19 protein-coding genes are annotated in these 21,858 nt (G+C 44.8%); 3 read left to right on the top strand and 16 right to left on the bottom strand.

Going from position 1 to position 21,858, the window contains the following annotated elements; all coding sequences use genetic code 11:
* Positions 1 to 50: 50 nt before the first annotated feature.
* From P0G38_RS16855 to P0G38_RS16865, 3 genes are read left to right on the top strand one after another with little or no spacing between them, the layout of a single operon-like run.
* Complete coding sequence (locus P0G38_RS16855; protein ID WP_275853401.1) at positions 51 to 992, top strand: ABC transporter ATP-binding protein; 942 nt, start codon at positions 51 to 53, stop codon at positions 990 to 992.
* On the top strand, positions 989 to 1,741 hold the full coding sequence (locus tag P0G38_RS16860) for an ABC transporter permease (protein WP_275853403.1): 753 nt from the start codon (positions 989 to 991) through the stop codon (positions 1,739 to 1,741). The genes P0G38_RS16855 and P0G38_RS16860 overlap by 4 nt, the downstream gene beginning before the upstream one ends.
* Before the next feature lie 60 nt (positions 1,742 to 1,801).
* Positions 1,802 to 2,158, top strand: a complete 357-nt coding sequence (locus tag P0G38_RS16865; RefSeq protein WP_010748512.1) for an MmcQ/YjbR family DNA-binding protein — start codon at positions 1,802 to 1,804, stop codon at positions 2,156 to 2,158.
* A 106-nt stretch (positions 2,159 to 2,264) separates the two neighbouring features.
* On the opposite strand, the gene P0G38_RS16870 is transcribed toward P0G38_RS16865, so the two are convergent.
* The 16 genes from P0G38_RS16870 to P0G38_RS16945 form a co-directional block, all read right to left on the bottom strand.
* On the bottom strand, positions 2,265 to 3,707 hold the full coding sequence (locus tag P0G38_RS16870) for a glycoside hydrolase family 1 protein (protein WP_005226517.1): 1,443 nt from the start codon (positions 3,705 to 3,707) through the stop codon (positions 2,265 to 2,267).
* Positions 3,708 to 4,088: 381 nt separating this feature from the next.
* Positions 4,089 to 5,396 carry a PTS sugar transporter subunit IIC gene (locus tag P0G38_RS16875; protein WP_123833485.1) on the bottom strand — a complete coding sequence of 436 codons (1,308 nt, stop codon included), beginning with the start codon at positions 5,394 to 5,396 and terminating at the stop codon, positions 4,089 to 4,091.
* A 325-nt stretch (positions 5,397 to 5,721) separates the two neighbouring features.
* Positions 5,722 to 7,035, bottom strand: a complete 1,314-nt coding sequence (locus P0G38_RS16880) for a PTS sugar transporter subunit IIC (protein WP_275853407.1) — start codon at positions 7,033 to 7,035, stop codon at positions 5,722 to 5,724.
* Between the two features lie 7 nt (positions 7,036 to 7,042).
* Positions 7,043 to 8,323, bottom strand: coding sequence for a glycoside hydrolase family 140 protein (locus tag P0G38_RS16885; RefSeq protein ID WP_118215749.1), 1,281 nt, complete (start codon positions 8,321 to 8,323; stop codon positions 7,043 to 7,045).
* A 46-nt stretch (positions 8,324 to 8,369) separates the two neighbouring features.
* Positions 8,370 to 9,227: an alpha/beta hydrolase gene (locus tag P0G38_RS16890; protein ID WP_275853410.1), complete on the bottom strand. Its 858-nt coding sequence runs from the start codon at positions 9,225 to 9,227 to the stop codon at positions 8,370 to 8,372.
* 12 nt (positions 9,228 to 9,239) lie between these two features.
* The gene (locus tag P0G38_RS16895) at positions 9,240 to 10,688 is read right to left on the bottom strand and encodes an FGGY-family carbohydrate kinase (RefSeq protein ID WP_275853412.1); all 1,449 of its coding nucleotides are present in this window, start codon (positions 10,686 to 10,688) and stop codon (positions 9,240 to 9,242) included.
* Between the two features lies 1 nt (position 10,689).
* Positions 10,690 to 11,631: a transketolase family protein gene (locus P0G38_RS16900; RefSeq protein WP_275853414.1), complete on the bottom strand. Its 942-nt coding sequence runs from the start codon at positions 11,629 to 11,631 to the stop codon at positions 10,690 to 10,692.
* Positions 11,618 to 12,454, bottom strand: a complete 837-nt coding sequence (locus tag P0G38_RS16905; protein WP_005231740.1) for a transketolase — start codon at positions 12,452 to 12,454, stop codon at positions 11,618 to 11,620. Before P0G38_RS16905 ends, P0G38_RS16900 begins: the two co-directional genes overlap by 14 nt.
* Positions 12,445 to 13,863, bottom strand: a complete 1,419-nt coding sequence (locus P0G38_RS16910) for an L-fucose/L-arabinose isomerase family protein (RefSeq protein WP_275853416.1) — start codon at positions 13,861 to 13,863, stop codon at positions 12,445 to 12,447. The genes P0G38_RS16905 and P0G38_RS16910 overlap by 10 nt, the downstream gene beginning before the upstream one ends.
* Positions 13,864 to 13,894: 31 nt before the next feature.
* Positions 13,895 to 14,182 carry a PTS sugar transporter subunit IIB gene (locus P0G38_RS16915; protein ID WP_275853418.1) on the bottom strand — a complete coding sequence of 96 codons (288 nt, stop codon included), beginning with the start codon at positions 14,180 to 14,182 and terminating at the stop codon, positions 13,895 to 13,897.
* A gap of 169 nt (positions 14,183 to 14,351) precedes the next feature.
* Complete coding sequence (locus P0G38_RS16920; RefSeq protein ID WP_016608965.1) at positions 14,352 to 15,359, bottom strand: LacI family DNA-binding transcriptional regulator; 1,008 nt, start codon at positions 15,357 to 15,359, stop codon at positions 14,352 to 14,354.
* A gap of 117 nt (positions 15,360 to 15,476) precedes the next feature.
* On the bottom strand, positions 15,477 to 17,498 hold the full coding sequence (pulA, locus tag P0G38_RS16925) for a type I pullulanase (protein WP_275853421.1): 2,022 nt from the start codon (positions 17,496 to 17,498) through the stop codon (positions 15,477 to 15,479).
* Between the two features lie 40 nt (positions 17,499 to 17,538).
* A complete protein-coding gene (locus tag P0G38_RS16930) occupies positions 17,539 to 18,177 on the bottom strand; it encodes a DUF624 domain-containing protein (protein ID WP_275853422.1) in 639 nt (212 codons plus the stop codon).
* Positions 18,178 to 18,183: 6 nt separating this feature from the next.
* Positions 18,184 to 19,071 carry a carbohydrate ABC transporter permease gene (locus P0G38_RS16935; RefSeq protein ID WP_015508704.1) on the bottom strand — a complete coding sequence of 296 codons (888 nt, stop codon included), beginning with the start codon at positions 19,069 to 19,071 and terminating at the stop codon, positions 18,184 to 18,186.
* A 16-nt stretch (positions 19,072 to 19,087) separates the two neighbouring features.
* Positions 19,088 to 20,020 carry an ABC transporter permease gene (locus P0G38_RS16940; protein WP_008376715.1) on the bottom strand — a complete coding sequence of 311 codons (933 nt, stop codon included), beginning with the start codon at positions 20,018 to 20,020 and terminating at the stop codon, positions 19,088 to 19,090.
* 148 nt (positions 20,021 to 20,168) lie between these two features.
* Positions 20,169 to 21,839, bottom strand: a complete 1,671-nt coding sequence (locus tag P0G38_RS16945) for an extracellular solute-binding protein (RefSeq protein WP_275853425.1) — start codon at positions 21,837 to 21,839, stop codon at positions 20,169 to 20,171.
* Positions 21,840 to 21,858 lie beyond the last annotated feature (19 nt).

The raw sequence follows: 21,858 nt of genomic DNA on the forward strand, positions 1-21,858 counted from the left end.
CCCAAAGAGCCTTTATAGTTGAATTATCTTATAGAAACGAGGGAAAAGCTATGGATACCCATATAAAAAAGAAAATGCTTCACGTGAAACATTTACAAAAAAGCTTCAAAGACAAAACCGTTTTGAAAGAGGTCACTTTTGACGTCACTCCTGGCGAAGTATTTGTCTTACTAGGATCAAACGGCGCTGGAAAAACCACTTTAGTCAAAATTTTGTCCACTATCCTACCTTTTGACCAAGGAACCGCGCTGATCGACGGGATCGACTTGACCAAAGATCCAGCAGCGATTCGCGAGAAAATCAGTCTGACGGGGCAATTTTCCGCCGTCGATCAAGAACTGACCGGTCGAGAAAACTTGCTGATGATTGCTGCCTTGCGCCATGTCAAAAACAAACAGTTTATCGTCCAACAGTTGTTAGAGCGTTTTGATTTGGTGGATGCCAGCAACCGACTAGTCAAAAATTATTCTGGTGGCATGCGACGACGCTTAGACATCGCCATGAGTTTTATCGGCGAACCTGACCTGCTCTTTTTGGATGAACCGACGACCGGCTTAGACCCACAAAACCGCTTAGCCACATGGCACATGATCAAAGAGATCGCCGCACAAGGACGAACGATTTTTCTGACGACCCAATACCTAGAAGAAGCTGAATTTTTAGCAGACCAAGTCGCCATCTTGCATGAAGGGAAAATCATCTTGCAAGGAACACCAACGGAAGTCAAAGCACTGCATCCTTCACAAACGATGGAAATCAGCGTATTGACGAAAGAACACTTGCAGACCGTGCGACAGCATCTGTCTGATTTTCCGCTGCAAGTCAATGAGTCCAGTCTCTCTCTGGCATTTCCCGTCAGTCAAGACTTCCAGCATTCCTTCACGCTGTTGCAGGAACTCAATCAACTACCGATCACCATCACTAGTTTTAATCAAAAGAATGCTTCGTTAGAAGATATTTTTCTAACACTTGTCCAAGGAGGAAACCAATGAAAGCAATTATAGAAACCAACACCTTATTCAAACGCAATCTCTTGCTATCGATTCGCAGTATGGAGACTTTGCTAAGTGGGATTTTGACCCCAGCGATTTTAATGATCCTCTTCGTCTATGTTTTTGGGGGAGCCATGAACGTCGGCGATACCTCTTATGTCGATTTTGTCGTTCCTGGTGTTCTCGTCCAATGTATCGCCCAAAGCGCCTCCTCCGTTGGGGTAACGGTGACGGAAGATTTGAAATCCGGCATGGTGGAACGGCTGATGACCTTGAACATCTCTAACTCAGCCTTTTTAAACGGCCATGTCTTCGCCGCGACCCTTCGGAGCTTGATCAGCACCTTGGTCGTGTTGATCGTTGCCATGGTCATCGGTTTTCGCCCTCAAGCCACAGTTGCTGGCTGGGGACTCGCTTTCCTATTGATCTTTTGCTTCACCTTTGCTTTTACTTGGGTATCCGTTCTGGTTGGTCTCATCGCCAAAAGCCCCGAGACAGCGACCTTGTTTACTGTCTTGATCACCCTTTTTCCCTACTTAAGCTCTGGTTTCGTCCCTACGGAAACCATGCCGCGCCCATTAGCCATTTTTGCTGAATACCAACCAATGTCGCCGATCATCCATTCTTTGCGCGGGCTTTTGTTAAACTTAAAAGATACCACCTTGATCAGTGCCTTTAGCTGGTGTGGCGGTATCGTAGTGGTGAGCTGGTTCTTGGCACGAATGCTTTATCAGAAACGGTTACGCTAGGTAAAAGGAATCAGTGGTATAATATAAGTAGTTTTCTATTATAAAAAGGCAGGGATACCCATGGATCTTAAAAACCGGCTGATCGCCTTCGCTCAGACCTTCAATGATGTTCAGATCGACCATCCATTTGCAAAGTTTCCCGAGTACCAAGTCTTGCGGCACCGTAAAAGCGGTAAATGGTTTGGCTTGCTGATGACTGTAGAAAAGCAAAAATTAGGCTTGGAAGGAACGGAAATGATCGAAATTTTAGATGTCAAAGCAGCGCCCGAAATGGTTTCGATCATCAATCAAAGTCGCGGCTATTTACCCGCTTATCACATGAATAAAAACCATTGGCTCACCGCATTACTAGATGGCTCTGTATCAGAAAAACAACTCCAATCTTTGTTACGAGACAGCTATGAACGTACCCGTTAAAACCAAATATCAAAAAAACCGATCAACGATGCGCCTATATAGCAGCACCGTTGATCGGTTTTCTTTTATAACGGATCCTGTGTCATCCGTGAGTCTAACGAAACACTTAGGCCAACTCTTCTCCGTTTGTTGCAATGACTTGTTTGTACCAATCGAAGGATTTTTTCTTGGAACGATCCATCGTGCCGTTGCCTTCGTCATCAAAGTCAACATAAATAAAGCCATAGCGTTTGCTCATTTCGCCTGTTGAAGCACTGACAAGGTCGATACAGCCCCATGGCGTGTAACCGATCAAGTCTACGCCATCAGCGATCGCTTCCCCCATTGCTTCAATGTGGCGGCGCAAGTAATCGATACGATAGTCATCTTCGATCTTACCTTCTTCGTTAAAGGTATCAATGGCTCCTAAGCCGTTTTCCACGATAAACAACGGTTTTTGATAACGATCATACAATTCATTCAACGCGATGCGCAGCCCTTCTGGATCGATTTGCCAGCCCCATTCACTTGCTTCTAAGAATGGATTGCGGACGCCGCCCAACAAGTTTCCTTGCACTTCATCGGCTTCTTCTGTGGTGATATCCACGGCAGAAGACATGTAGTAGCTGAAGCCAACATAGTCAACAGTATGTTCAGCGATCAAGGCTAAGTCTTCTTCGGTAATCTCAAGATCCTCTTTATTGACGCCGTGTTCTTTGTACAAACGATCCGTAAAGGATGGGTATTTTCCACGTACTTGCACGTCGGCACAGTAGTAGTTGAAGGCTTGATTATGGATCATCGTCGCCACTTGGTTGACTGGGTTCGCATCAATGCTGTAAGTCGTTGCATAAATGATCATACAACCGATCTGTAACTCTGGGTTTAATTCATGGCCGATTTTGACTGCTTTACTGCTGGCAACAAATTGATTGTGCCACGCTTGGATCACGTTTGTAAAGTCGCTGGCACCCGTGCTGTTGACCATTCCTTGACTCAATGCGGAGAAATGGAAAGCAGAGTTGATCTCATTGAAGGTCATCCAGTATTTGACTTTGCTGTGGAACCGTTCCAAGACAACTTTTGCAAAACGTTCATAGAAATCGATCAATGCTCGATTTTTCCAGCCACCGTATTCTTTGGCTAAATGCAAGGGCATTTCATAGTGAGAGATCGTAACCACTGGCTCGATCCCGTATTTCAAACATTCATCGATCAGCGCATCGTAAAATGCCAGTCCAGCTTCGTTTGGTGTCGTTTCATCGCCTTTTGGAAAGATACGTGTCCATGCGATGGAAAAACGATAGCTCTTGAAGCCCATTTCTGCAAACAACGCAATGTCTTCTTTGAAACGGTCATAATGGTCGATCCCGCGATGATTTGGGTAGGTGTATTTGTCCTCATCGATCGTCCAATCAAACGTATCACTGCCTAAAATCGCTAAACGCTGTTTGCCGCCAGGCATTGCATCCGCCACTGACAAGCCTTTGCCATCGCGATCGAACGCCCCTTCTAATTGATTCGCTGCGGTCGCGCCGCCCCATAAGAAATTTTCTGGAAATTTTGCCATTTGCTCGTTCTCCTTTTGTTTTCTTTTGATAAACCTACCTAGCTGGTTACTGAAAAATCCCCGATAAAAAACAAAAAACCTAAATAAGAGCCGCTGCTAAAACGAGAAGAGCGCTTTCTTATTTAGGTCTTGCCTGATCGAGTCAGTAACAATCCACGTGGGTTTTCTTTCTTTAACTATAGCACTAACTCGTTGGCTTGTCATCATAAAATCGGTTTCTTTTAACCAGCGATCTTTTGAAAAAAGGAGAAATTTAACCAGTAAATCCTGTCAAATTAGCTTCTTTTAAAGAGTTTTTTATGAGTAGCCATTAAACAATTTCCTAACAATTACTGTTGATCCTTTCTATACGTTTAAGCAACTCCCTTTGATCTTCAACCATCAAGAAATCACTCGATCCATGCTTTGTTCTGCTGCTTTTTCTTGCGTTTCTTGCGCCAATTCTTGTTCGGCATTTTTCTTATCCAAAATGCGGACAAATGGGTAATAGATCAAGGCACACAAAGGAATCATCAGTAACTGAGCTACCCCGAGTTTCCAACTTCCTTGCAGAATACCTGAGAGAACGATCGGGGCACCAAAAGGCACTTGCATCCCGATAGGAATTGGTAAAATATTCGTGATGGTTAAGATATAGCCAATCACCACGCAAACAACTGGGCTTAAAATGTAGGGAATCGCCAGAATCGGGTTCATTACGATCGGTAATCCGAAGATCAGCGGTTCATGAATCCCGAAAAGTGCTCCTGGTGCTCCCAGCTTCCCGATAATTTTGAATTGTTTACTCTTTGATAAAAAGAGTAAAACTACTACTAGACCAAGCATGGCGGAAAAATTAGCATAAATACTCCAAAAAGAACCAGTCACTAAGTTAGGCATCGGTTCTCCTGCTTGATAAGCAGCCAAATTCTCAAGATCCAGAGCAGTCATTATTGGACGAATAACCGCTAATACAACGATTGCTCCGTGAATCCCAAAGACCCACAACAACTGCATGATCAATAAGGCGATACAAATCGACCAAATCGAACCTCCGAGACTTTGCAGTGGAATTTGTAGAATCGTGTATACAAATTGATGGAAACTACCGAATTCCGTCATCTTCCACAAACCGGCTGTTATCGTAAATAAGACTGCTACTAACACTGCTGGAACCAGTCCCGAAAATGTTTTGGCAATCGTTGGTGGTACACCCTCCGGCATCGTGATAACCAAGTTTTTATCGACAAAAAACACATACAAACGGGCAGTTAAGACACCCACGATCATCGCCGCAAACAACCCTCTAGCCCCTAGCCAGTCAAAGGTCAAGGCATTGATCACAAGCTCCCCATCTTCAAAAACACTGATTGGTGTTAAGACTAAAAAGGAAAACAAGGAAACAAACCCAGGGATCAAGCCTTCTTTTCCATATAAGCCTGCCAATTTGTAAGCGATGGAAAAAGCGGCATAAATAGCTAATGCATTTGTCGTAAATTGTGCCGGTAAGGCGATAATATCGCGAAACGGGGCAATCATTGATTGATAGACTTCGATTTGCATGGAAGACAACAGTGTACTGAATGCGCCGATGATCATGATCGGCAATAGCGACATCAATCCATTAGAGATTGCTTGCATATACTTATTTTGCTGAATCTTACTTGCGTAGTACTGGCCTTTTTCGGTGAACTTCTCTGCGAAAGTCATATAATACACTCCTTTTTGATCTGTGTCCGAGAAACAAAACGTCTTGATAGCAATTGTGGGGGAGCAGCTGGTCTTTTTTTAAAAAGACCCACACTGAGTAAAATCAAAAATCAGAAAATCTATTTGTGTCACATTTGCATTGGGATCATCGGCGTTTCCCCGAACCATTCGATTATTAAGTAGATCAATCAGAGCCTATCTGCTTTCGGGAATGGCCGCTCATTGACTGGATTCACCGTCTTAAGAAATCAAGTGTGCAAAAACTCACCTTGTCCCTTGTTGAAGAAGAACAAGGTCCTGCCTTTTACGCATTGTTCCCCTGAAGTCAGACGGTCTCTCCAGCTGGATCGATACTTTCAGTTTGAACCTCTGCTTGCGCTGCTTCTGCTTCTGTTTTTAATTTTCCTTTATCTAATATTTTGACAAAAGGAATGTACAGCAAGCAGCCTGCCAAAACGCAAACGACTTGTAGAACTGCGACCTGCCAGCCTCCAGCTAGAAACCCATTTAGAAAAATCGGTGTGCCAAAGGGAACTTGTACGCCACTAAGTCGTGGGACGATCCCACTCCAGATCGCTAGGTATGCTACAAGCACTTGAACCAATGGTGTTAATATGAACGGAATCGCCATGATTGGATTCAAAATCAGCGGTAAGCCAAAAATCACCGGCTCATTAATGGTGAACAATCCAGGAACGGCACTCAGGTTAGCGACTGTCCGTGATTGTTTTGATTTCGCCAACAGCAAAATAACGATAATCAATGACAATGTTCCTCCTGCCCCACCAATACCAGCAAACAAATCATAAAACGACTTGCTCAAAATATTCGGCAGCTCGGAACGCGCAACGCCGCTAGCTAAAGCATCCATATTTTCCACATCCATTGGTAAGTACAAAGCGGTGACAAAGCTACCCACCACCAACGAACCATGGATACCGAAGAACCATAGCACCATTTGGATCAGTACAATAAATAACAACGAACCTACACTAGAAGACAAGCTTTGCAGCGGCATTGCCAAGATTTGATAGATGAAATCTGAGAATGAGCCATAAGAAGTAAAACTGAATGCCCAGCTAATGACGATCGCGGTAAACCCAGAAATAATTGCTGGAATCAAACCGGCGAAGGTATCCGTCACAAATTGCGGCACGCCTGCTGGCATTTTGATGGCGATATTTTTTTCTAAAATAAAGCAGTACAAACGAGCAAAGACTAAGCCACAGATCATAGCGGTAAACAAGCCTTGAGCGCCGAGTTTGCTCATGTCGAGGGTCGTTGTTTCCTCTAAGGTAACCATTGGCGTCATCATCAAAAAGGCAAACAGTGAAACGATGCCGGCAGGAACCGCCGTTTGCTTAAATTCTGACGCTAAACGGTGGCCGACCAGAAAGGAAGCGTACACTGAGATAACCCCGACGGTCATACTGTAACCGACGGAAAAATAGCCGCCAATATTGATCGAATTGATAAAGTCTGTCCATCCTTGAATCGGCAAAACTGCTAACAATAAGGCGATCGAACCAATAATGTTGATCGGCAGCGTCGCCATCAACCCGTTTGAAATTGCCTTTAAATACCGATTGTTGGAGATTTTATCTGCAAATACTAACACCTTATCCATATACTTATCCATTTTCTTTTCACTCCTTTATTTGGATGACAAACAATACATCTTCATGACAATTGTGGGGATGGAAAACAGTGATACCATCGGTAACTGTCAGTTTTGGTTTCAAGAAACGATTGGTATTCAAATCGATCAATGTGACGGTCGCTGTAGAAAGATCTCCTTGCAGACGAACTGTTGTATTGCTTGGCAAGTAAAGCAACGCATCCTTCGTTCCTGCGATGGCTGCCATACGAATCTGTTCATCTGCATCGATCAAGCGCTCTTGGCAAGGCACAAGCTCCTGAATATTTAATAATTCGAATAATTGCTTGATAAAGCCATAGTCATCTGCCCCAGGAAAAGATAAAGCTTCTGGCCAAACCATCGGACGATCAAACGCTTCCCCGATTTCTTCCGCAAAAGTCGCCGTCGGGGTTTGCCAACTCCAGATGCCGTGGGCACCGTACGTGATCCCAGCCGCGCCGCCGGCTAACAGTGATTGCCATGCCGCTTTGCGGACATCCTTTTGACCAAATCGGCCGTATACGTGACGGGCATAGCCCATTTGTTCATAGCAAGGTTCTGAGTTGATGATCGGCAGCTGCGGTTGTCTTTGATAAAAACGCTCTGCCAAATAATAAGGCATATTCAAAAAGGCGCTGTTATGACCTGATTGGTATAAAAATAAGTCCAAATGTTCGACGATCGTTGCGGGAATCTCTTCAAAACGTCCCTTGATATGAATCGTTTTCAGAGTATTGGGCGAATGCTTTTCAAAGAAAGCAAAGGCTTCTAGATACGTATCGATGGTTGGCTGTGTTGGGAAATCCGTATCGCCACCAATAAAGTAGATCGGATGGAAGGCATCAAAAGTCGCAATCACTTTTTGATAGTAGGCCTGGCGGCAATCCTCCGGCAACACGTTGCGTTCTTTGTCCAACTGGCTAGCCCACGTGCCTGCGACATAGTTTGACCACAAGACGACCAACGCTAAAGTAAAGCCTTTCTCGTCGGCAATTTTACAAAGACGCTGAGCCCGTTCGAAATAGGCATCCTCCCAAACAGTAAAATCAAAGACGCCCGCATCAAGAGGAAACGGCAAGCAGTCAAATTGACCACGGCTGCGATCCCATTGCGGTAACACATTGATTTGAAGGGTATTGAAGCCCTGCTCTTTGCGTTTGTCTAAGTAAGTGATCCAGTCATTTTCTTGAATACTAGTAAAGGCACTCCAGCAAGTATCGGCTAAATAAAAGAAATGCTGTCCGTCTCGCAATAAGGTGCGTTTGTTTTGGCTTACGGTGATTTTCACAGTGGTGCTCTCCTTTCATCGGCACAAGTTTTGCACCGACGGTTTTTTAATCAATATAACTACTGAGCCAGCCTTCGCACAGCTCAAACCATTTAGCGACATGGGCATTGTGGTGACTTGGCTTGCGTGCCGTTGTTCGATCCGCTAATGCCAGTCCGTGTTCGCCTTTTTCAAAAATATGCAGTTCAAATGGAATTTCTGCTTCTCTTAATTTGACCGCCAGCTTCAACGAGTGCGCCACATCGACTAAGACGTCTTCCGTCGTATGCCAGAGAAACATCGGAGGTGTCCACTGATCGACATGATGCAAAATGTTCATGGATTGAATGGCTTCTTCCGTCGGTTGTTTACTCCCAAAAAAGCGTTCGTTGGCAGTTAAAGGTGTTTCGATCAGACTAGCAGCAAAGCCTAGCTCATCGATTGGGAAGGCATGCTCTTGATAAACCAATGGGTAGCCGGCGATCGCCAAATTCACTTTCAGTAAGTCACTGCTAACGCCCAACGCTTCTGCCAGCTCAGCATCGTGCCAGCGCGTCGCTAACTGCAACGCTAGATGTCCGCCTGCTGAAAAACCGCAAACGATGATTTGCTCCTCATCCACCAACCATTCTTGAGCATGCGCACGAATGGTTTTGACGGTTTGGGCAGCTTCCATCAAGGCATTGTGGGGAACGTTTTTCACTTGGTCACCGGTGGTGTACCATAAAACAACACTATTTAGCCCGATACTATTGAATTTCAAGGCAATGACTTCCGCCTCTCGATCACTGGTAAATGCGTAGCCGCCGCCTGGACAGACGATCACTAGCGGTCGTTTCTTGCCGACATTGTACTCTTTGGATTGGTGCAATAAATAGGTATCCACGTAAGCCGTTTGATTCAATTGGATTCGTTGGGTCTCCATATAGTTCCTCCTTTATCCTTCACTAAAAGCAGCTGATTTCTCAATGAACCGTTTCCATTTTTCATATTTCAAACGGATCACGGCCTGTTCGGCTTGCGGAACGATCGTGGTTTGCTGAATAGCTGGTTCATTCATGGTTGGATTGGCAACAAGCATTGTGCCGATGGCTGAAAATTCTTCGACTTCGCTGACGATGACGGGTTTATTGATCAAAGTCGCTAATAAGCTCATCAAGGCGCGGTTTTTCGAAACACCGCCATCGATCATTACCTGATTGATCAGTCGTTCAGCGACTTCTTCCATCACATCGATCACTGCTTTGATTTGAAAAATGATGCTTTCTAAAACGGCTTTCAACAGCTCATGAGTCGTCGTCTTGCGTTTCATGCCGACAAAGCTGGCAGTCATCGTATTATCCCAAAAAGGGGCACCCATTCCTTGCAATGCTGGGATAAAATAGATGTCTTCTTGACTGTCATTGGTCAGCACTTCTTGACAAATCTCAGCTACATCTGGCAGCGGAGCCACTTGCTCACTGAACCAGTTGATGGCGTCACCACAGGAACGGATGATGCCTTCTAGCGCAAACGCTGTTTCCTGGCTAGTTTGCCAGCCGACCGTCGTCAAAATGCGGCGATCCCGCAACGTCTGCTCCTGCTGCACTTGCATCATGATCGAACAACCGGTACCCATCGTGATTTTTACATCCCCAAGGCTTTGACAACCTTCCCCGAATAATGCCGCTTGTGAATCGGCTAAGATTCCTTTGATAGGGATTCCGTGATAGTTACCGAAAACCGTATCAGCAGGTTTGATCGCTGGCAAGTCTGCTAAATGGATGCCAAAAAGTTTGACGAGTTCTGCATCCCAACGGCCCTCTTCAATATTGTAAAACAATGTTCGGCACGCGTTGCTGGCTTCTGTCGCAAATACCTTCCCTTGCGTTAAATTCCACAACAGCCAGCTGTCCATCGTACCGATCGCCAACTCGCCAGTTCCCGACTTTTCCTTGATGGCCGATAATTCTTGTGCCAGCCATTTCACTTTGGTGCCAGAAAAATACGGGTCTAAGCGTAAACCGGTATTTTGATTGATCGTCCTTTCCCAGCCTTGTGCCGTCAATTCTTCACAAATCGCGGCGCTGCGGTTGCATTGCCACACGATCGCATTGTACAAGGGATTGCCAGTCAATCGGTCCCAAGCAACGATCGTTTCTCGCTGATTGGTCAATGACAAGGAAACGATTTGATCTGCAGTGATCGCTTGTTCTTGAAACACTTGTGCCAGCAATTCTTGGACATTTTGCCAAATCTCAAGCGGATCATGTTCGACCCACCCGACTTTTGGATAAATTTGGCGGTGTTTTTTATCGTAACGTTGCAGGATTTTCCCTTCTTGAAATAGTAAGAGCTTGGTACCGGATGTACTCTGATCTAAAACCAGCTGATAGGTCTTGTCCATCTTAAGCTCCTAGAAACGCAACCGCTGTTTTCGCTATGGAGGCACCGTCTAAGCCATAATGGGCAAACAGTTCTGACGAAGAACCAGTAATCAAGGCTTCATCCGGAAAAGCAATGATTTTTTGTCGAATGTCCGTTTCTTCTGCCAGCGTTTCCGCCACGGCAGCTCCTAAGCCGTTGTATCGGCTGTGTTCTTCCACAGTGATCACGGTGCCTGTTTCTTTCGCCACTCGTTTGACCGTTTCTGAATCAAAGGGCTTCAAGGAATGAACATTTAAAACGGTAGCAGTGATGCCTTGTTTTTCCAATAGATCCGCAGCATCCAACGCTTGGCGCACGGTTTCGCCGGTGGCGATCAATGCGACATCTTGGCCGCTTCTCAGCTCAATGGCTTTGCCGATCTCAAAAGGATAATCTGCAGAATCATAACAATCTTCAACAGGATTGCGACCGAGACGGATATAGGCTGGTTCATTTGATGCCGCTAAGGCTTTAAACATTTGGATCGTTTCAAAGCGATCTGCTGGCAACAGCACTTGCAAATTAGGGATCGCTCGTGCCACTGCGATGTCTTGCAAGGAATGATGACTCATGCCTAATGCCCCATAACTGACACCGCCGCTGATGCCTACGAGTTTGACATTCTTATTCGAATACGCGACATCGACTTTGATCTGCTCGATACTGCGCATGCTGAGAAAACAAGCAGGGGAGGCAACGAAAGGGCGTTTGCCCATATGGGCTAAGCCGGCCGCAATACTGACGATGTTTTGCTCTGCGATCCCTACTTCCACCAATTGTGTCGGTAATTCCTTGGCAAAAGGTGCTAACGAAGCGGAACCACGAGAATCACTGGTCAACACCGTGATCGCAGGATTCTTTTTTCCTTCTTCAATCAATACGTCGCACATTGCTTGGCGATTGGCAATATTATTTTTTCCCATGAGTCAAAACCTCCATTTGCTGATCAAGTTCGGCAATAGCTTGTGCAAGCTCTTCTGCCGTTGGCACTTTATGATGCCATTGCGCTTGATTTTCGGCTGCGGAATAACCTTTGCCTTTGATGGTTTTGGCAATGATCAGCTTCGGTTGATTGGGCTGATGCGGTTTTTCTAATGCAGCCACCAAGGCAGCCATATCATTGCCATCAACGATATGCACATCCCAACCAAAGGCACGCCATTTTTCATCTAGCGGCTCCACTGCCATCACATCTTCCGAGGCTCCAGTGATCTGCAAGCCGTTGCGATCAATGATGGCGGTCAAATTGTCCAGCTGGTAGTTGGCAGCTGCCATGGCTCCTTCCCATACCGAGCCTTCTGCTAATTCGCCATCTCCCAACAACGTATAGGTTTGATACGTGCGGTGATCCAGTTTGCCTGCCAAGGCGATCCCTACTGCGACGGGTAAGCCGTGGCCTAGCGAACCAGTATTCATCTCAACACCAGCTACTTTATTGTTTGGATGACCGATCAGTCGTGAACCAAATTGCGAAAAGGTGGCTAATTCTTCTTTCGGCAAAAAACCTTTGTCCGCTAAAACGGCCCATAGTACTTCTGCCGCATGTCCTTTACTTTGGATATACTGGTCACGATCTTGCTTTTGGGGGTCTTTCGCATCGACATTCATTATCCGATAATACAAGGCCACTAAAATATCGGTACAAGAAAGATCCGAACCAGTATGACCCGTTTTTGCTTGATAGATCAGCTCTAACACGGATTTTCGAATCGTTAAAGCCTTCATCTCCAGCTCGTTTATTTCCATGATTGATCCCCTCTCAAGTATGCTTTGACGTCTTCTTCGATTGGATCATAAAAATCTGGCTGCACGCCGATGTATTTGCACGCTTCATACAAGATCGGCACCACATTTTTTCTGACCGCCGCAACATGATGAATATAAGGGCCTTCAACGAGTTTGAATTCCAAGCGATTCAAATTTGCAAATTCCAGATAGAGATAGGTCCCTTGATTGTATGGTCCATCGATCCCTTTACCAGTACCCATCAGCAGTGAGTACTCGCCGTTGTCCCCATCAAAGCGACACAGCGTATACTCGTCTTTGATTGCCCGAAAAGCGACTGATCCTGGATAGTCAAAAACAAAATGTCGTTGCGGCAAGATCGGTTTGGTCTCTGCGGTGGAATAAGCAAAAACTCCTAAGTGCTGCAGCAATTCGCCATTCTCATTTTCTGGATGGCGGCAGTTGACATCCGCAAAGATTGCTCGGTGTTCCCCCAACGAAGCGGCTTCGACCAACAGTTCCGAGATCGCCCCATGGACATCCGTCTCACAGACAAAAGGCATACCTTCTTCTTGTAACAGCGACAAGGAGGCATACGGTAAAATACCGATTTCGTCTTGTAAGGCCGTCCAACACTGGATGACTCCTGCATTGCAGCCGTAGCTTTCACATAAGTTTTGCAAAGCCACTTTGAGGGCTGCCACCATCTCCAAATCTTTCGCCGAAATTTGGACTTCCGTATTGGTTTCGAAATAATCAATGACTGCTTGCAATTTATCTGGCTGCTGTTCTTTGACTTTCTTGATTTCTTGCACCACTTCTTGGATCGGTACTGGTGATAGCGAAATATTGAAACGCTCCAATAGTTCGCCTTCGTTGCAGATCACGGTCCAAAAATCAAAGGGGCGTGGGCCAACTTGCAAGATTCGTGTTTGTTTGAAGGTCTTGACGACATTGCAGACTTTGATAAAGTCTTGCAAGCCGCGGGCAAATTCTGGTGAATCAATATCAGAATTTTTGACATAGGTGAAAGGTACCTTGAAACGGCGCAAGACTTTCCCAATAGCGAAAAGACCGCATTGCGTATCCCGCAAACGTGAACCGTCGGCGGCTGGCGTCTCATCTTTAGGTCCCCACAGTAAGACGGGGACATCTAGTTTTTTGGCTAAACGAGCACAGGCATATTCCGTACCAAAGTTTTCATTGGCTAGAAAAAGACCGTCGATCTTCGCTGCTTTGAATTTTTCGGCGATTTTTTCAACCCCTTCATCATCGTATAGTAAGCCGTCTTCGTTGATATCTAAAATATCTACATAATCAATGGCAAGTTCGTCCATTTTTTGTCGTGTCAGATTGGCGTACTCAATGGCTGCTTCTTCACTAAACAAATTTCTTCTAGTCGGGGCGAACCCGATGGTTACTTTATCCATAAAACCACCCTTTGCGTTTTAGTATATTTAGCTAAATTTTTATTTCTTCGACGATTCGTGCTACATTTTTGCTCAGAAATTCCTCATCCGTCAGTAAAACGATTTTTTTATCAGGAAAGGCTGTTGCGACTTTCGCTTGATTGAAGCGGGTTTGAGGAGCTAAAATCAAAAAATCATAGTCATTCCCCACCATAAATATTTCTGAAAAAGGCGCGGAATTGACTTGGTAATGCTGATCATCCGCTAGTTGTTCTTTGAGCGCTTTGACGAGCAGTGCACTGGAGAGCCCAGTGGCACAAAAAAGACCGATCTGTGTCATCTATTCACTTCCTCAAAATGTAATCCCTTACTTTTTACACCTTAAATATAGCACAAGCTAAATATTTTGCAATAGTTTTAGATAAATATTTTTGTTAAATAACTAAAAAAGGGCAAAACGCTTGCTAAACGTTTTGTCCTTCTTCTTATTTTTCATATTATTTTTATTCTTAATTGATGCTTTCGCGTTCGACGATCGTCGTGGCGACCAGCATTTTCAGATGGTTTTCATCTTCACTCGTGATTTTCTCGATCAAGCGTCGCACGGCTTGGCGACCAAGGTACACTTTATCTACTTTGACGGTGGTCAGTGGTGGGTTGCAAAATTCCGCCAAAGGAATATCATCGAACCCAACAATGGTCAACGGATGATCGGGAAACACTTCGCGAATGGCTTTCATGGCACCGATGGCGATATTGTCATTGACCGCAAAAAAAGCGCTTGGCAACGGTCGCTGATCGGCACGCAAGGATTCCAAATAGACCTTCATGTCTTGATAGGAGCCTTCCAAGGTGGGTTCTACTAAGGCTTCCGTCTCTTCATAATGGATCAGATCATGCTCTTGGATCGCTTGGATGAACCCTTGCTTGCGTTCCCGAAAGTTGTTGATTTGAAAGGTTGAATTGATGATGCCGATGTCACGGTGGCCTTTTTCGATCATCTTTTCAACGATCTCATAGGCACTGTCACGATTATTGATGGCGACAAAATCAAAGTCCTGCGAATTAAACACCGTATCTAAAATCACTAACGGTACTTCCAAATGGCGAAAGACTGCTAAATCTTGTTTTTCCAATTCCGTTCCTAACAATAGCAAACCATCTGCTAATTCTGGACGGATCTTTTCAATCGGGTCTTCTTCTGGTGCCAGTGTGATATGGGAAATGACCAGTTCATAGCCTAACGCACTGCACTCCATTTCGATTCCTCGGATCAATTCAGAAAAGAAAGGCGTATCCCCTACGACATTTCCTTGTTTGTTCATTACGACAAATTTGATTTTTTGGCTTTCCGTTTTTTTAATTTCTCGCTGATCAAAATACCCCATCTCACGAGCGATCTTCAAGATCGCTTGCCGTTTTTGTTCACTGATCCCCTTACGATTGTTGATCGCATTAGAGACTGTTCCGCTGGAAACGCCAGCTTTTCGGGCAATATCAGAGATCACAACTTTCATTTGCTCACCGCTTTCTGCTTCTCATTCTGTTAAAAGTATAGCAAAAGAATTGTTTTTTTACTACCAAAAAAGCTAAAACAAACTAAAATTTTTAGTTTGTTTTAGCTTCTACTTTGATTAGTTACTTTGTTCCGCCAAAATGCAGAAGGACAATGGGTCGATGGTTATCCTTGGCGCTGCTACGCCGCGAGAAGCGATCCCAGCTCCTTTGGGGTCAGCAACGAGGTGCCATGTGGCATTTTCTGTTGTCGTCGGTAAGTCAAAGGACCAGCTTTCTTCCGTGCTGTTGAGTAAAACGAACAAGGAACGCCATGGATGCTGTTTGTCACGATTGGGTACTTGATACGCCAAGCGATTTTCATCCTTTGTCTCATAAAAGACCATGCTTTCAGCCGTTTGGGTCGTGGCATCTCTCAATGGTGCATAGGACTGCCGCAATGCCCACAAGCCCCGATACAGCTCGCGCAATTCTTTGAAGGTTTTGGCACGTGCCCAATCCAGCTGATTGACTGTCAGTGGCGAACGGAAGGAGTTTTCATCGCCTTCTTTGGTACGGCCAAATTCTTCCCCAGCTTGAGTCAGCACGGCTCCTTGGCTAGTAAACAAAATGGCTGCTGCTAGTTTGTTACGGGCTAAAAGCTCACGATCAAAATCATAATTTCTTTCCTTCGCTGAAGCTTGCATGGTTGCCACCAGTTTGTCCCATAAGGTCAAATTATCATGGACTGACGCATAGGCGATCACTTGGCGGGGCGATTTTGCCCAACGCTCGGCGCCTTCTTGCCCAGCAACTTTCGTATTTCCTTGAATCGCCGTTGCCAAATTTGCTGCATAAAAGGTTTGCTTGACTTGCGGTTGACCATTCATTCCTTGAATAAACGCGCCGTCTGTTTCTTCAAAGACATCGCCTTTGATACTGTCTCTTAAATCATTGCTAAAAACCGCAACGCCTTCTGACAGTGCCCAAACATTGCTTTTGTTCGCTGGGATATTCGGCTGAATAATTTGATTGCTGCCGGCATCCCATGGCTCGCCGTATAAAATCACATGGCTGAAGCCGGCATCATCTAGGCGTTGCCGCAACTGGTTCATGGTTTCCACATCGATCAAGCCCATCAAATCAAAACGAAAGCCGTCGATTTTGTATTCTTGCGCCCAATATAAAACTGAATCAATGATAAATTTGCGCATCATTTTCCGTTCAGAAGCCACTTCATTGCCGCAAGCAGAACCGTCCGCAAAATTCCCCGCATCATCTTGGCGGTAGTAATAATCAGGCACCGTCAAATTAAACCATGATTCTTCTGTGATCGCAGTGTGATTGAAGACCACATCCATTACAACGCCGATGGCTTCTTCATGCAGCGATTGGATCATTTGCTTGCATTCACGAATCCGCGCCTTGGGATCACTAGGATCAGAAGCGTATCGTCCTTCAGGGACATTGTAATTTTTCGGATCATAGCCCCAGTTGTAGGCAGACGAAGTTTCATCATTGTCAAAATCGAAGATCGGCAGCAGATGAACATAATTGATCCCCAGCTCTTTTAAATAAGCCATGCCAGTTGGTTGACTTTCATCCCCCACCAGATGGGTCTTTTTTTCAGTAAAGGCTAAATATTTCCCGCGATTTTCTGGTGAAATCCCGCTGTTTTCGGCGCCACTGAAATCTTCGACATGCAATTCCCAAATATAGGCATCTGTGATCGATTGCTGACCGACGCCGTGAGTCTCCTGCCAGCCTTCAGGATCTGTTTCCTTTAAATCAATGATGGCCCCACGGTTCCCGTTGATCCCTACTGCCTTGGCATAAAGATCCACCGCTTCGACTTTTTGACCGTCTCGTTGAAATTCAAACGTATAAAACAGCTCTTTGACGGTTTCTTCCGTCGTGACTTGCCAACAGTTGTCTTCTTGGACCATTGGCAGTGTCAGCAGGCGATCGTCAGTCCCAGCGACACCGCTTTGATAAATCAATACTGAAACAGCCTCTGCCTCTGGTGACCAGCATTTGAACGTGGTTTGCTGTCCTTGAAAAGTCACACCAAGATCATTCCCGTGATACGTATGTTCTTCTAAAAAACCGATCCTGCGATCGATCGCAATCTTTTTTTCTCCATACTGCGTGTTTTGTCCCATCAAAATTCCTCCATTCAACGTTGCTAACTATAAAACCCAGTTACTTTTCTGCTATTTCTACCTTCTCATATTTCTTGAAAATTGCCAACAATAACTGACAGCGTACATACAAAAAACAGCTAAGACCAAAAAAGCAGGCAATGTACATGCTGAAAACCAGCACATAGGGTGAAAGAAGCATGATGACAATAGGGGCTGCAGTCAGAAGATGAAGACTAAGTATTTTAAAAGGGTGCTTTGCGGCGACTTTGATGCTGTTCAAAAGGATCGTTTTGATTTCGCTATCGTAACGTGCGAGTAAGAAAAACGAAACTTGGAAAAACTGAAGCCACATGAACGTACAAATTACTAAGCCTACGGTAAAAAGATCAGGAGTCCCTTTTAGTTGGAAATAATACAACCAATCAGCAGTCAAAAGCCACAAAGAAAAAAGTAGACTAAGCCAGATGAGAGTGCTCTTTCGAAAGCTTTGGCAAAAGACCGACCAAAACTGCTGAACAACAGTCGGTGCTTTTCCTTCTATCAGATCAGTCGCCACTTTAGAACCCGCAGTGATGGCTGCGCCGATCGTGAAGAGCGGCAAACTAAAAAACAAGAGCAGTACATTCAATAGGAGCAACTGGCTGAATTTCCAAGCGATTCGTGCGAAGAAGTTTTCTGAATGAAAAAAGTGTATCATGTGGGTTTACTCCTTTACTGATCCGACAACGATTCCTTGAACGAAATATTTTTGTAGAAGCGGATAAATAATCAATAACGGCACCACTGCCACCACGATCTTCGCTGCATTCAAGTTTCGATCAGAGACCGCTAGTAGACTTTGTAGCTGCTCGGAAGTCAAATTTCCGGCTTGTTGCATTGTTTCAGCAATGTTGACTGATAGTGTTTGGATATAGGTCATTAAAGGATAGTTTTCAGTCTTGGTCATATAGATCAGTCCACTGAAAAAATCATTCCAACTGCCGACAATACTGAATAGAGAAACTGTTGCCAAACAAGGCAATGACATTGGGATATAGATTCGTCCCAAAATCTGCAGTGGGTTGGCACCATCGATCCGAGCAGATTCTTCCAATGATTTGGGGATTCCCCGAAAGAAATTCATCACCAAGATCACACTGCCGATAGGGACTGCACTAGGTAAAATCAGGGACCAAATCGTATTCAATAACCCTAGATTGCGAACGACTAAATACGTTGGGATCATGCCGCCGCTGAAGAGCATAGCAAAAACCATCACGCCCATGAATAATTTTCTCGTTCGAAATACTTTTTTTGATTTAGACAGCGGGTAAGCCATCGTTACGATCATCAAGAGGTTCAACAGCAGCGAAACGATCACACGAATGACCGAGATCCCAAAGGAACGCCAAAATTGCTGATCGCTCATGATGCGCTCATAAGCTGCTAAGGTCAGATCCACTGGCCATAGCCCCACAGCATTTGCCGCGACCGCACTGCTGCTGCTTAAAGAAAGTGCCACGACATTCAACATCGGTACTAAACAAGAAAGAGCTAAAACAATGACGATCAAATAAATTACTGCATGCCGTATACTAAATTTTTCTTTCATCTCTTTTTTCCTTTCCTTAAAACATCACTCTGTCAGTCTTCTTCTCCGCAATTTTGTTGGAAGACCAAATCAAGAATAGACCGATCACCGATTTGACCAGACCAACGGCAGTCCCTAAGCTGTAGTCTCTACCGATCAGACCGATTCGGTAGACATAGGTATCGATAATATCACCGCTTTGATACACAACCGGAGAATACAGGTTATAAATTTGGTCGAAGCCGGCATTTAAGATATTAGGCAGCGACAAAATCGTCATCAGCAAAATAAAAGGCATCATCCCAGGCAGGGTTACGTGCCAGACTTTTTTTGACCAAGAAGCACCATCCATCGTGGCTGCTTCATATAACCCTGGATCAATCGAGGTAATGGCAGCAAGGTACACGATTGAACTGTAACCAAAACTTTTCCAAACATCGGTCCCGATCAGCAAACGAGGAAACAGCTGATTACTACCCAAAAAGTTTAATGGTTCTACACCAAAGTTTTGTAAAATCTGATTCACCGTTCCATCAAGACTGAATAAATTGACCACTACTGAAGCCAATATGACCCATGAAAGAAAATGGGGCAAATATACGATGGTCTGAATGGAGCGTTTCATCCACTTTACACGTACTTCATTTAATAGAATCGCAAAAAGAATCGGTACGATCGTATTAAAGACAATTTTCCAGAAAGCGATGAAAATCGTGTTTTTAGTTACTAAGAAAATATCCGGTAAACTGAACAAATAGCGAAAGTGCTCGAATCCCACAAATTCAGAACCAAATACACCTTTCGCTGGCACATAATCTTGAAATGCCATCAACAACCCAAACATAGGACCATAAGAAAAAATCAAAATAAAAATTATGCCTGGTAAAATCATCCCTAGAAAGAAAAGCTGATCTCGAGAAAACCACTTTTTCTTTTCTTTTTTGCTTTCTTTTTCAACAGAAAGTTCCATTTACTTACTCCTCCATAAATTTTTTGCCTCACCAGCCGCTTGATGAAAAAATTCGAACAAAGAAAAGGCACCTGCAGTCGGTTTTCCTGCATACAACCTTGCTTTTCTTTGTTCGAAAGACGAGTGTCAGAACCGCTGGAGTGGCCGCTTAATTATCTGCTCGCTGATCTACTACTTCTTGCATTTCTTCAAGTATGGCTGTCCCACCTTGGCTATTCCAGGTTTCAACATAGTTGTCGAAGTTTTCCAGGGGTTCTTCTCCAGTGATAAACTTAATGAAGGTCTCTTCCTCCAGTTTCCCTACTTGTGCGCCGTTTCGTTCATTGGCTTTGATCGAATCAAAACGCGGTGGTTTCACTTCATTCAAGCGTCCTTGCTCTCTGATACCGCCCATCACATTATTGACGGCTAAATAGCGGGAGGCATAGCGGGTCCAGTCCACCGGATCAGTTTCTTCAGGGCTATCCAGATATTGCTTGATTTTTTCGGCGTTTTCTTTGATGAAGAAGTTGGAGATATCCTCGATAGATGTTTCGCCAACCGCCGCCTTGGAAGCTTCTACTGCATCATCAATCTCACTATAGGCTTTTAAGAAAACAACATTCCATGGACGAACCGTCCCATCGACATCCACTTTCGCATAGTCATAAATTTCCGGAAACTCGGCTTCAATATCTTCCGAGTTGGCAACTTCACCATAAATCAGATTGATCATCTCCATGATTTTTTCCGGCTCAGAAAAACCTTTGCGCACCACGATGTATTGCCCAGTGCCGCGGTTAGCCACGGCATTGACCCCGCCATCGCCGTTAGCATTTTCAAGGGCATAAGGAACAAATTCAGCATTCGGATCATTTTGTTTAGCTTGTACTAACCCCCAGTCAGGCATGTGCCAAGGACCAAAAGCGATGCCCGTTTCTCCATTAACCATCATGGCATGGATATCGTCATACGTCCGGGTACCAAATTGCGGATCCATGAACCCTTCATCTTGCCATTCCTTCAGCAGCGTTAGTGCTTCTTTCATTTCTGGCGTATTGGATCCATAAAACATCTGTCCATTCTCATCTTGGAGATACGATTTTGGGTAGGCTCCAAACGCATTCATAATGGCTGTCCCTGTATATGCCGTGCCGCCATGATTTGGCGAGGACAACCAGAAGGCCAATGGCAAACCAACCGCTTTTCCGGTGTTGGCTAAATCATTTTCTTGAAAAGCAATCGCTGTTTCCTTCAACTCATCCAATGTAATTGAGCGATTGCCATCTTTATCCAGTTCAATACCCAGCTCATCTAGCCAGTCCTGGCGCAACCAGACAAGATTGGGCCCGAAGTCATCGCTAGTAGATGGGATCGCCATCAAGCGATCATCAAACGTAGCTGCTTCTAACTGAATCCCATCAAACGAATCATAGATGTCTTTTAGAAAATCGTCGGCATGCTCCTCAAATACTTCGGTCAAGTCTTCCACTAAATCATTGTTAACTAATTCTTCCAATTCATCTCTTGATCCGACGATCATTGTATCCGGTAGTTCCCCTGAAGCGATCGCTAGCGATACTTGCCGATCGTAATCTTCCCCGTGGGCTTCAAAGGCACTCTCCAGTTCGATGCCCAAGCGTTCTTGAATCAATCGAGTATACGCGTTGTTGCTGTAAGAGTCCCCCTCCGGCAGTTTTGAGTTCGGTGCGGTTTGGCGTCCGATCGTAATCACGGTATCCCCATTTTCATTGGTCTTTGCTTCTTCTGAACTGCATCCTGTCATAATAAGTGCTGAAGCCATGGCTGTTAAAATTGCTGTTCCCCGCCTGAATTTCATTGTTTTCCTCCTCAAACTT

The organism is Enterococcus casseliflavus (assembly GCF_029215545.1).
Lineage (GTDB): Bacteria > Bacillota > Bacilli > Lactobacillales > Enterococcaceae > Enterococcus_D > Enterococcus_D casseliflavus.

Excerpts from the sequence above, each read along its gene's own strand:
- P0G38_RS16855 (WP_275853401.1), top strand. The coding sequence starts at position 51 with ATGGATACCCATATAAAAAAGAAAATGCTTCACGTGAAACATTTACAA.
- P0G38_RS16860 (WP_275853403.1), top strand. The coding sequence starts at position 989 with ATGAAAGCAATTATAGAAACCAACACCTTATTCAAACGCAATCTCTTG.
- P0G38_RS16865 (WP_010748512.1), top strand. The coding sequence starts at position 1,802 with ATGGATCTTAAAAACCGGCTGATCGCCTTCGCTCAGACCTTCAATGAT.
- P0G38_RS16870 (WP_005226517.1), bottom strand. The coding sequence starts at position 3,707 with ATGGCAAAATTTCCAGAAAATTTCTTATGGGGCGGCGCGACCGCAGCG.
- P0G38_RS16875 (WP_123833485.1), bottom strand. The coding sequence starts at position 5,396 with ATGACTTTCGCAGAGAAGTTCACCGAAAAAGGCCAGTACTACGCAAGT.
- P0G38_RS16880 (WP_275853407.1), bottom strand. The coding sequence starts at position 7,035 with ATGGATAAGTATATGGATAAGGTGTTAGTATTTGCAGATAAAATCTCC.
- P0G38_RS16890 (WP_275853410.1), bottom strand. The coding sequence starts at position 9,227 with ATGGAGACCCAACGAATCCAATTGAATCAAACGGCTTACGTGGATACC.
- P0G38_RS16895 (WP_275853412.1), bottom strand. The coding sequence starts at position 10,688 with ATGGACAAGACCTATCAGCTGGTTTTAGATCAGAGTACATCCGGTACC.
- P0G38_RS16900 (WP_275853414.1), bottom strand. The coding sequence starts at position 11,631 with ATGGGAAAAAATAATATTGCCAATCGCCAAGCAATGTGCGACGTATTG.
- P0G38_RS16905 (WP_005231740.1), bottom strand. The coding sequence starts at position 12,454 with ATGGAAATAAACGAGCTGGAGATGAAGGCTTTAACGATTCGAAAATCC.
- P0G38_RS16910 (WP_275853416.1), bottom strand. The coding sequence starts at position 13,863 with ATGGATAAAGTAACCATCGGGTTCGCCCCGACTAGAAGAAATTTGTTT.
- P0G38_RS16915 (WP_275853418.1), bottom strand. The coding sequence starts at position 14,182 with ATGACACAGATCGGTCTTTTTTGTGCCACTGGGCTCTCCAGTGCACTG.
- P0G38_RS16920 (WP_016608965.1), bottom strand. The coding sequence starts at position 15,359 with ATGAAAGTTGTGATCTCTGATATTGCCCGAAAAGCTGGCGTTTCCAGC.
- pulA (WP_275853421.1), bottom strand. The coding sequence starts at position 17,498 with ATGGGACAAAACACGCAGTATGGAGAAAAAAAGATTGCGATCGATCGC.
- P0G38_RS16930 (WP_275853422.1), bottom strand. The coding sequence starts at position 18,177 with ATGATACACTTTTTTCATTCAGAAAACTTCTTCGCACGAATCGCTTGG.
- P0G38_RS16935 (WP_015508704.1), bottom strand. The coding sequence starts at position 19,071 with ATGAAAGAAAAATTTAGTATACGGCATGCAGTAATTTATTTGATCGTC.
- P0G38_RS16940 (WP_008376715.1), bottom strand. The coding sequence starts at position 20,020 with ATGGAACTTTCTGTTGAAAAAGAAAGCAAAAAAGAAAAGAAAAAGTGG.
- P0G38_RS16945 (WP_275853425.1), bottom strand. The coding sequence starts at position 21,839 with ATGAAATTCAGGCGGGGAACAGCAATTTTAACAGCCATGGCTTCAGCA.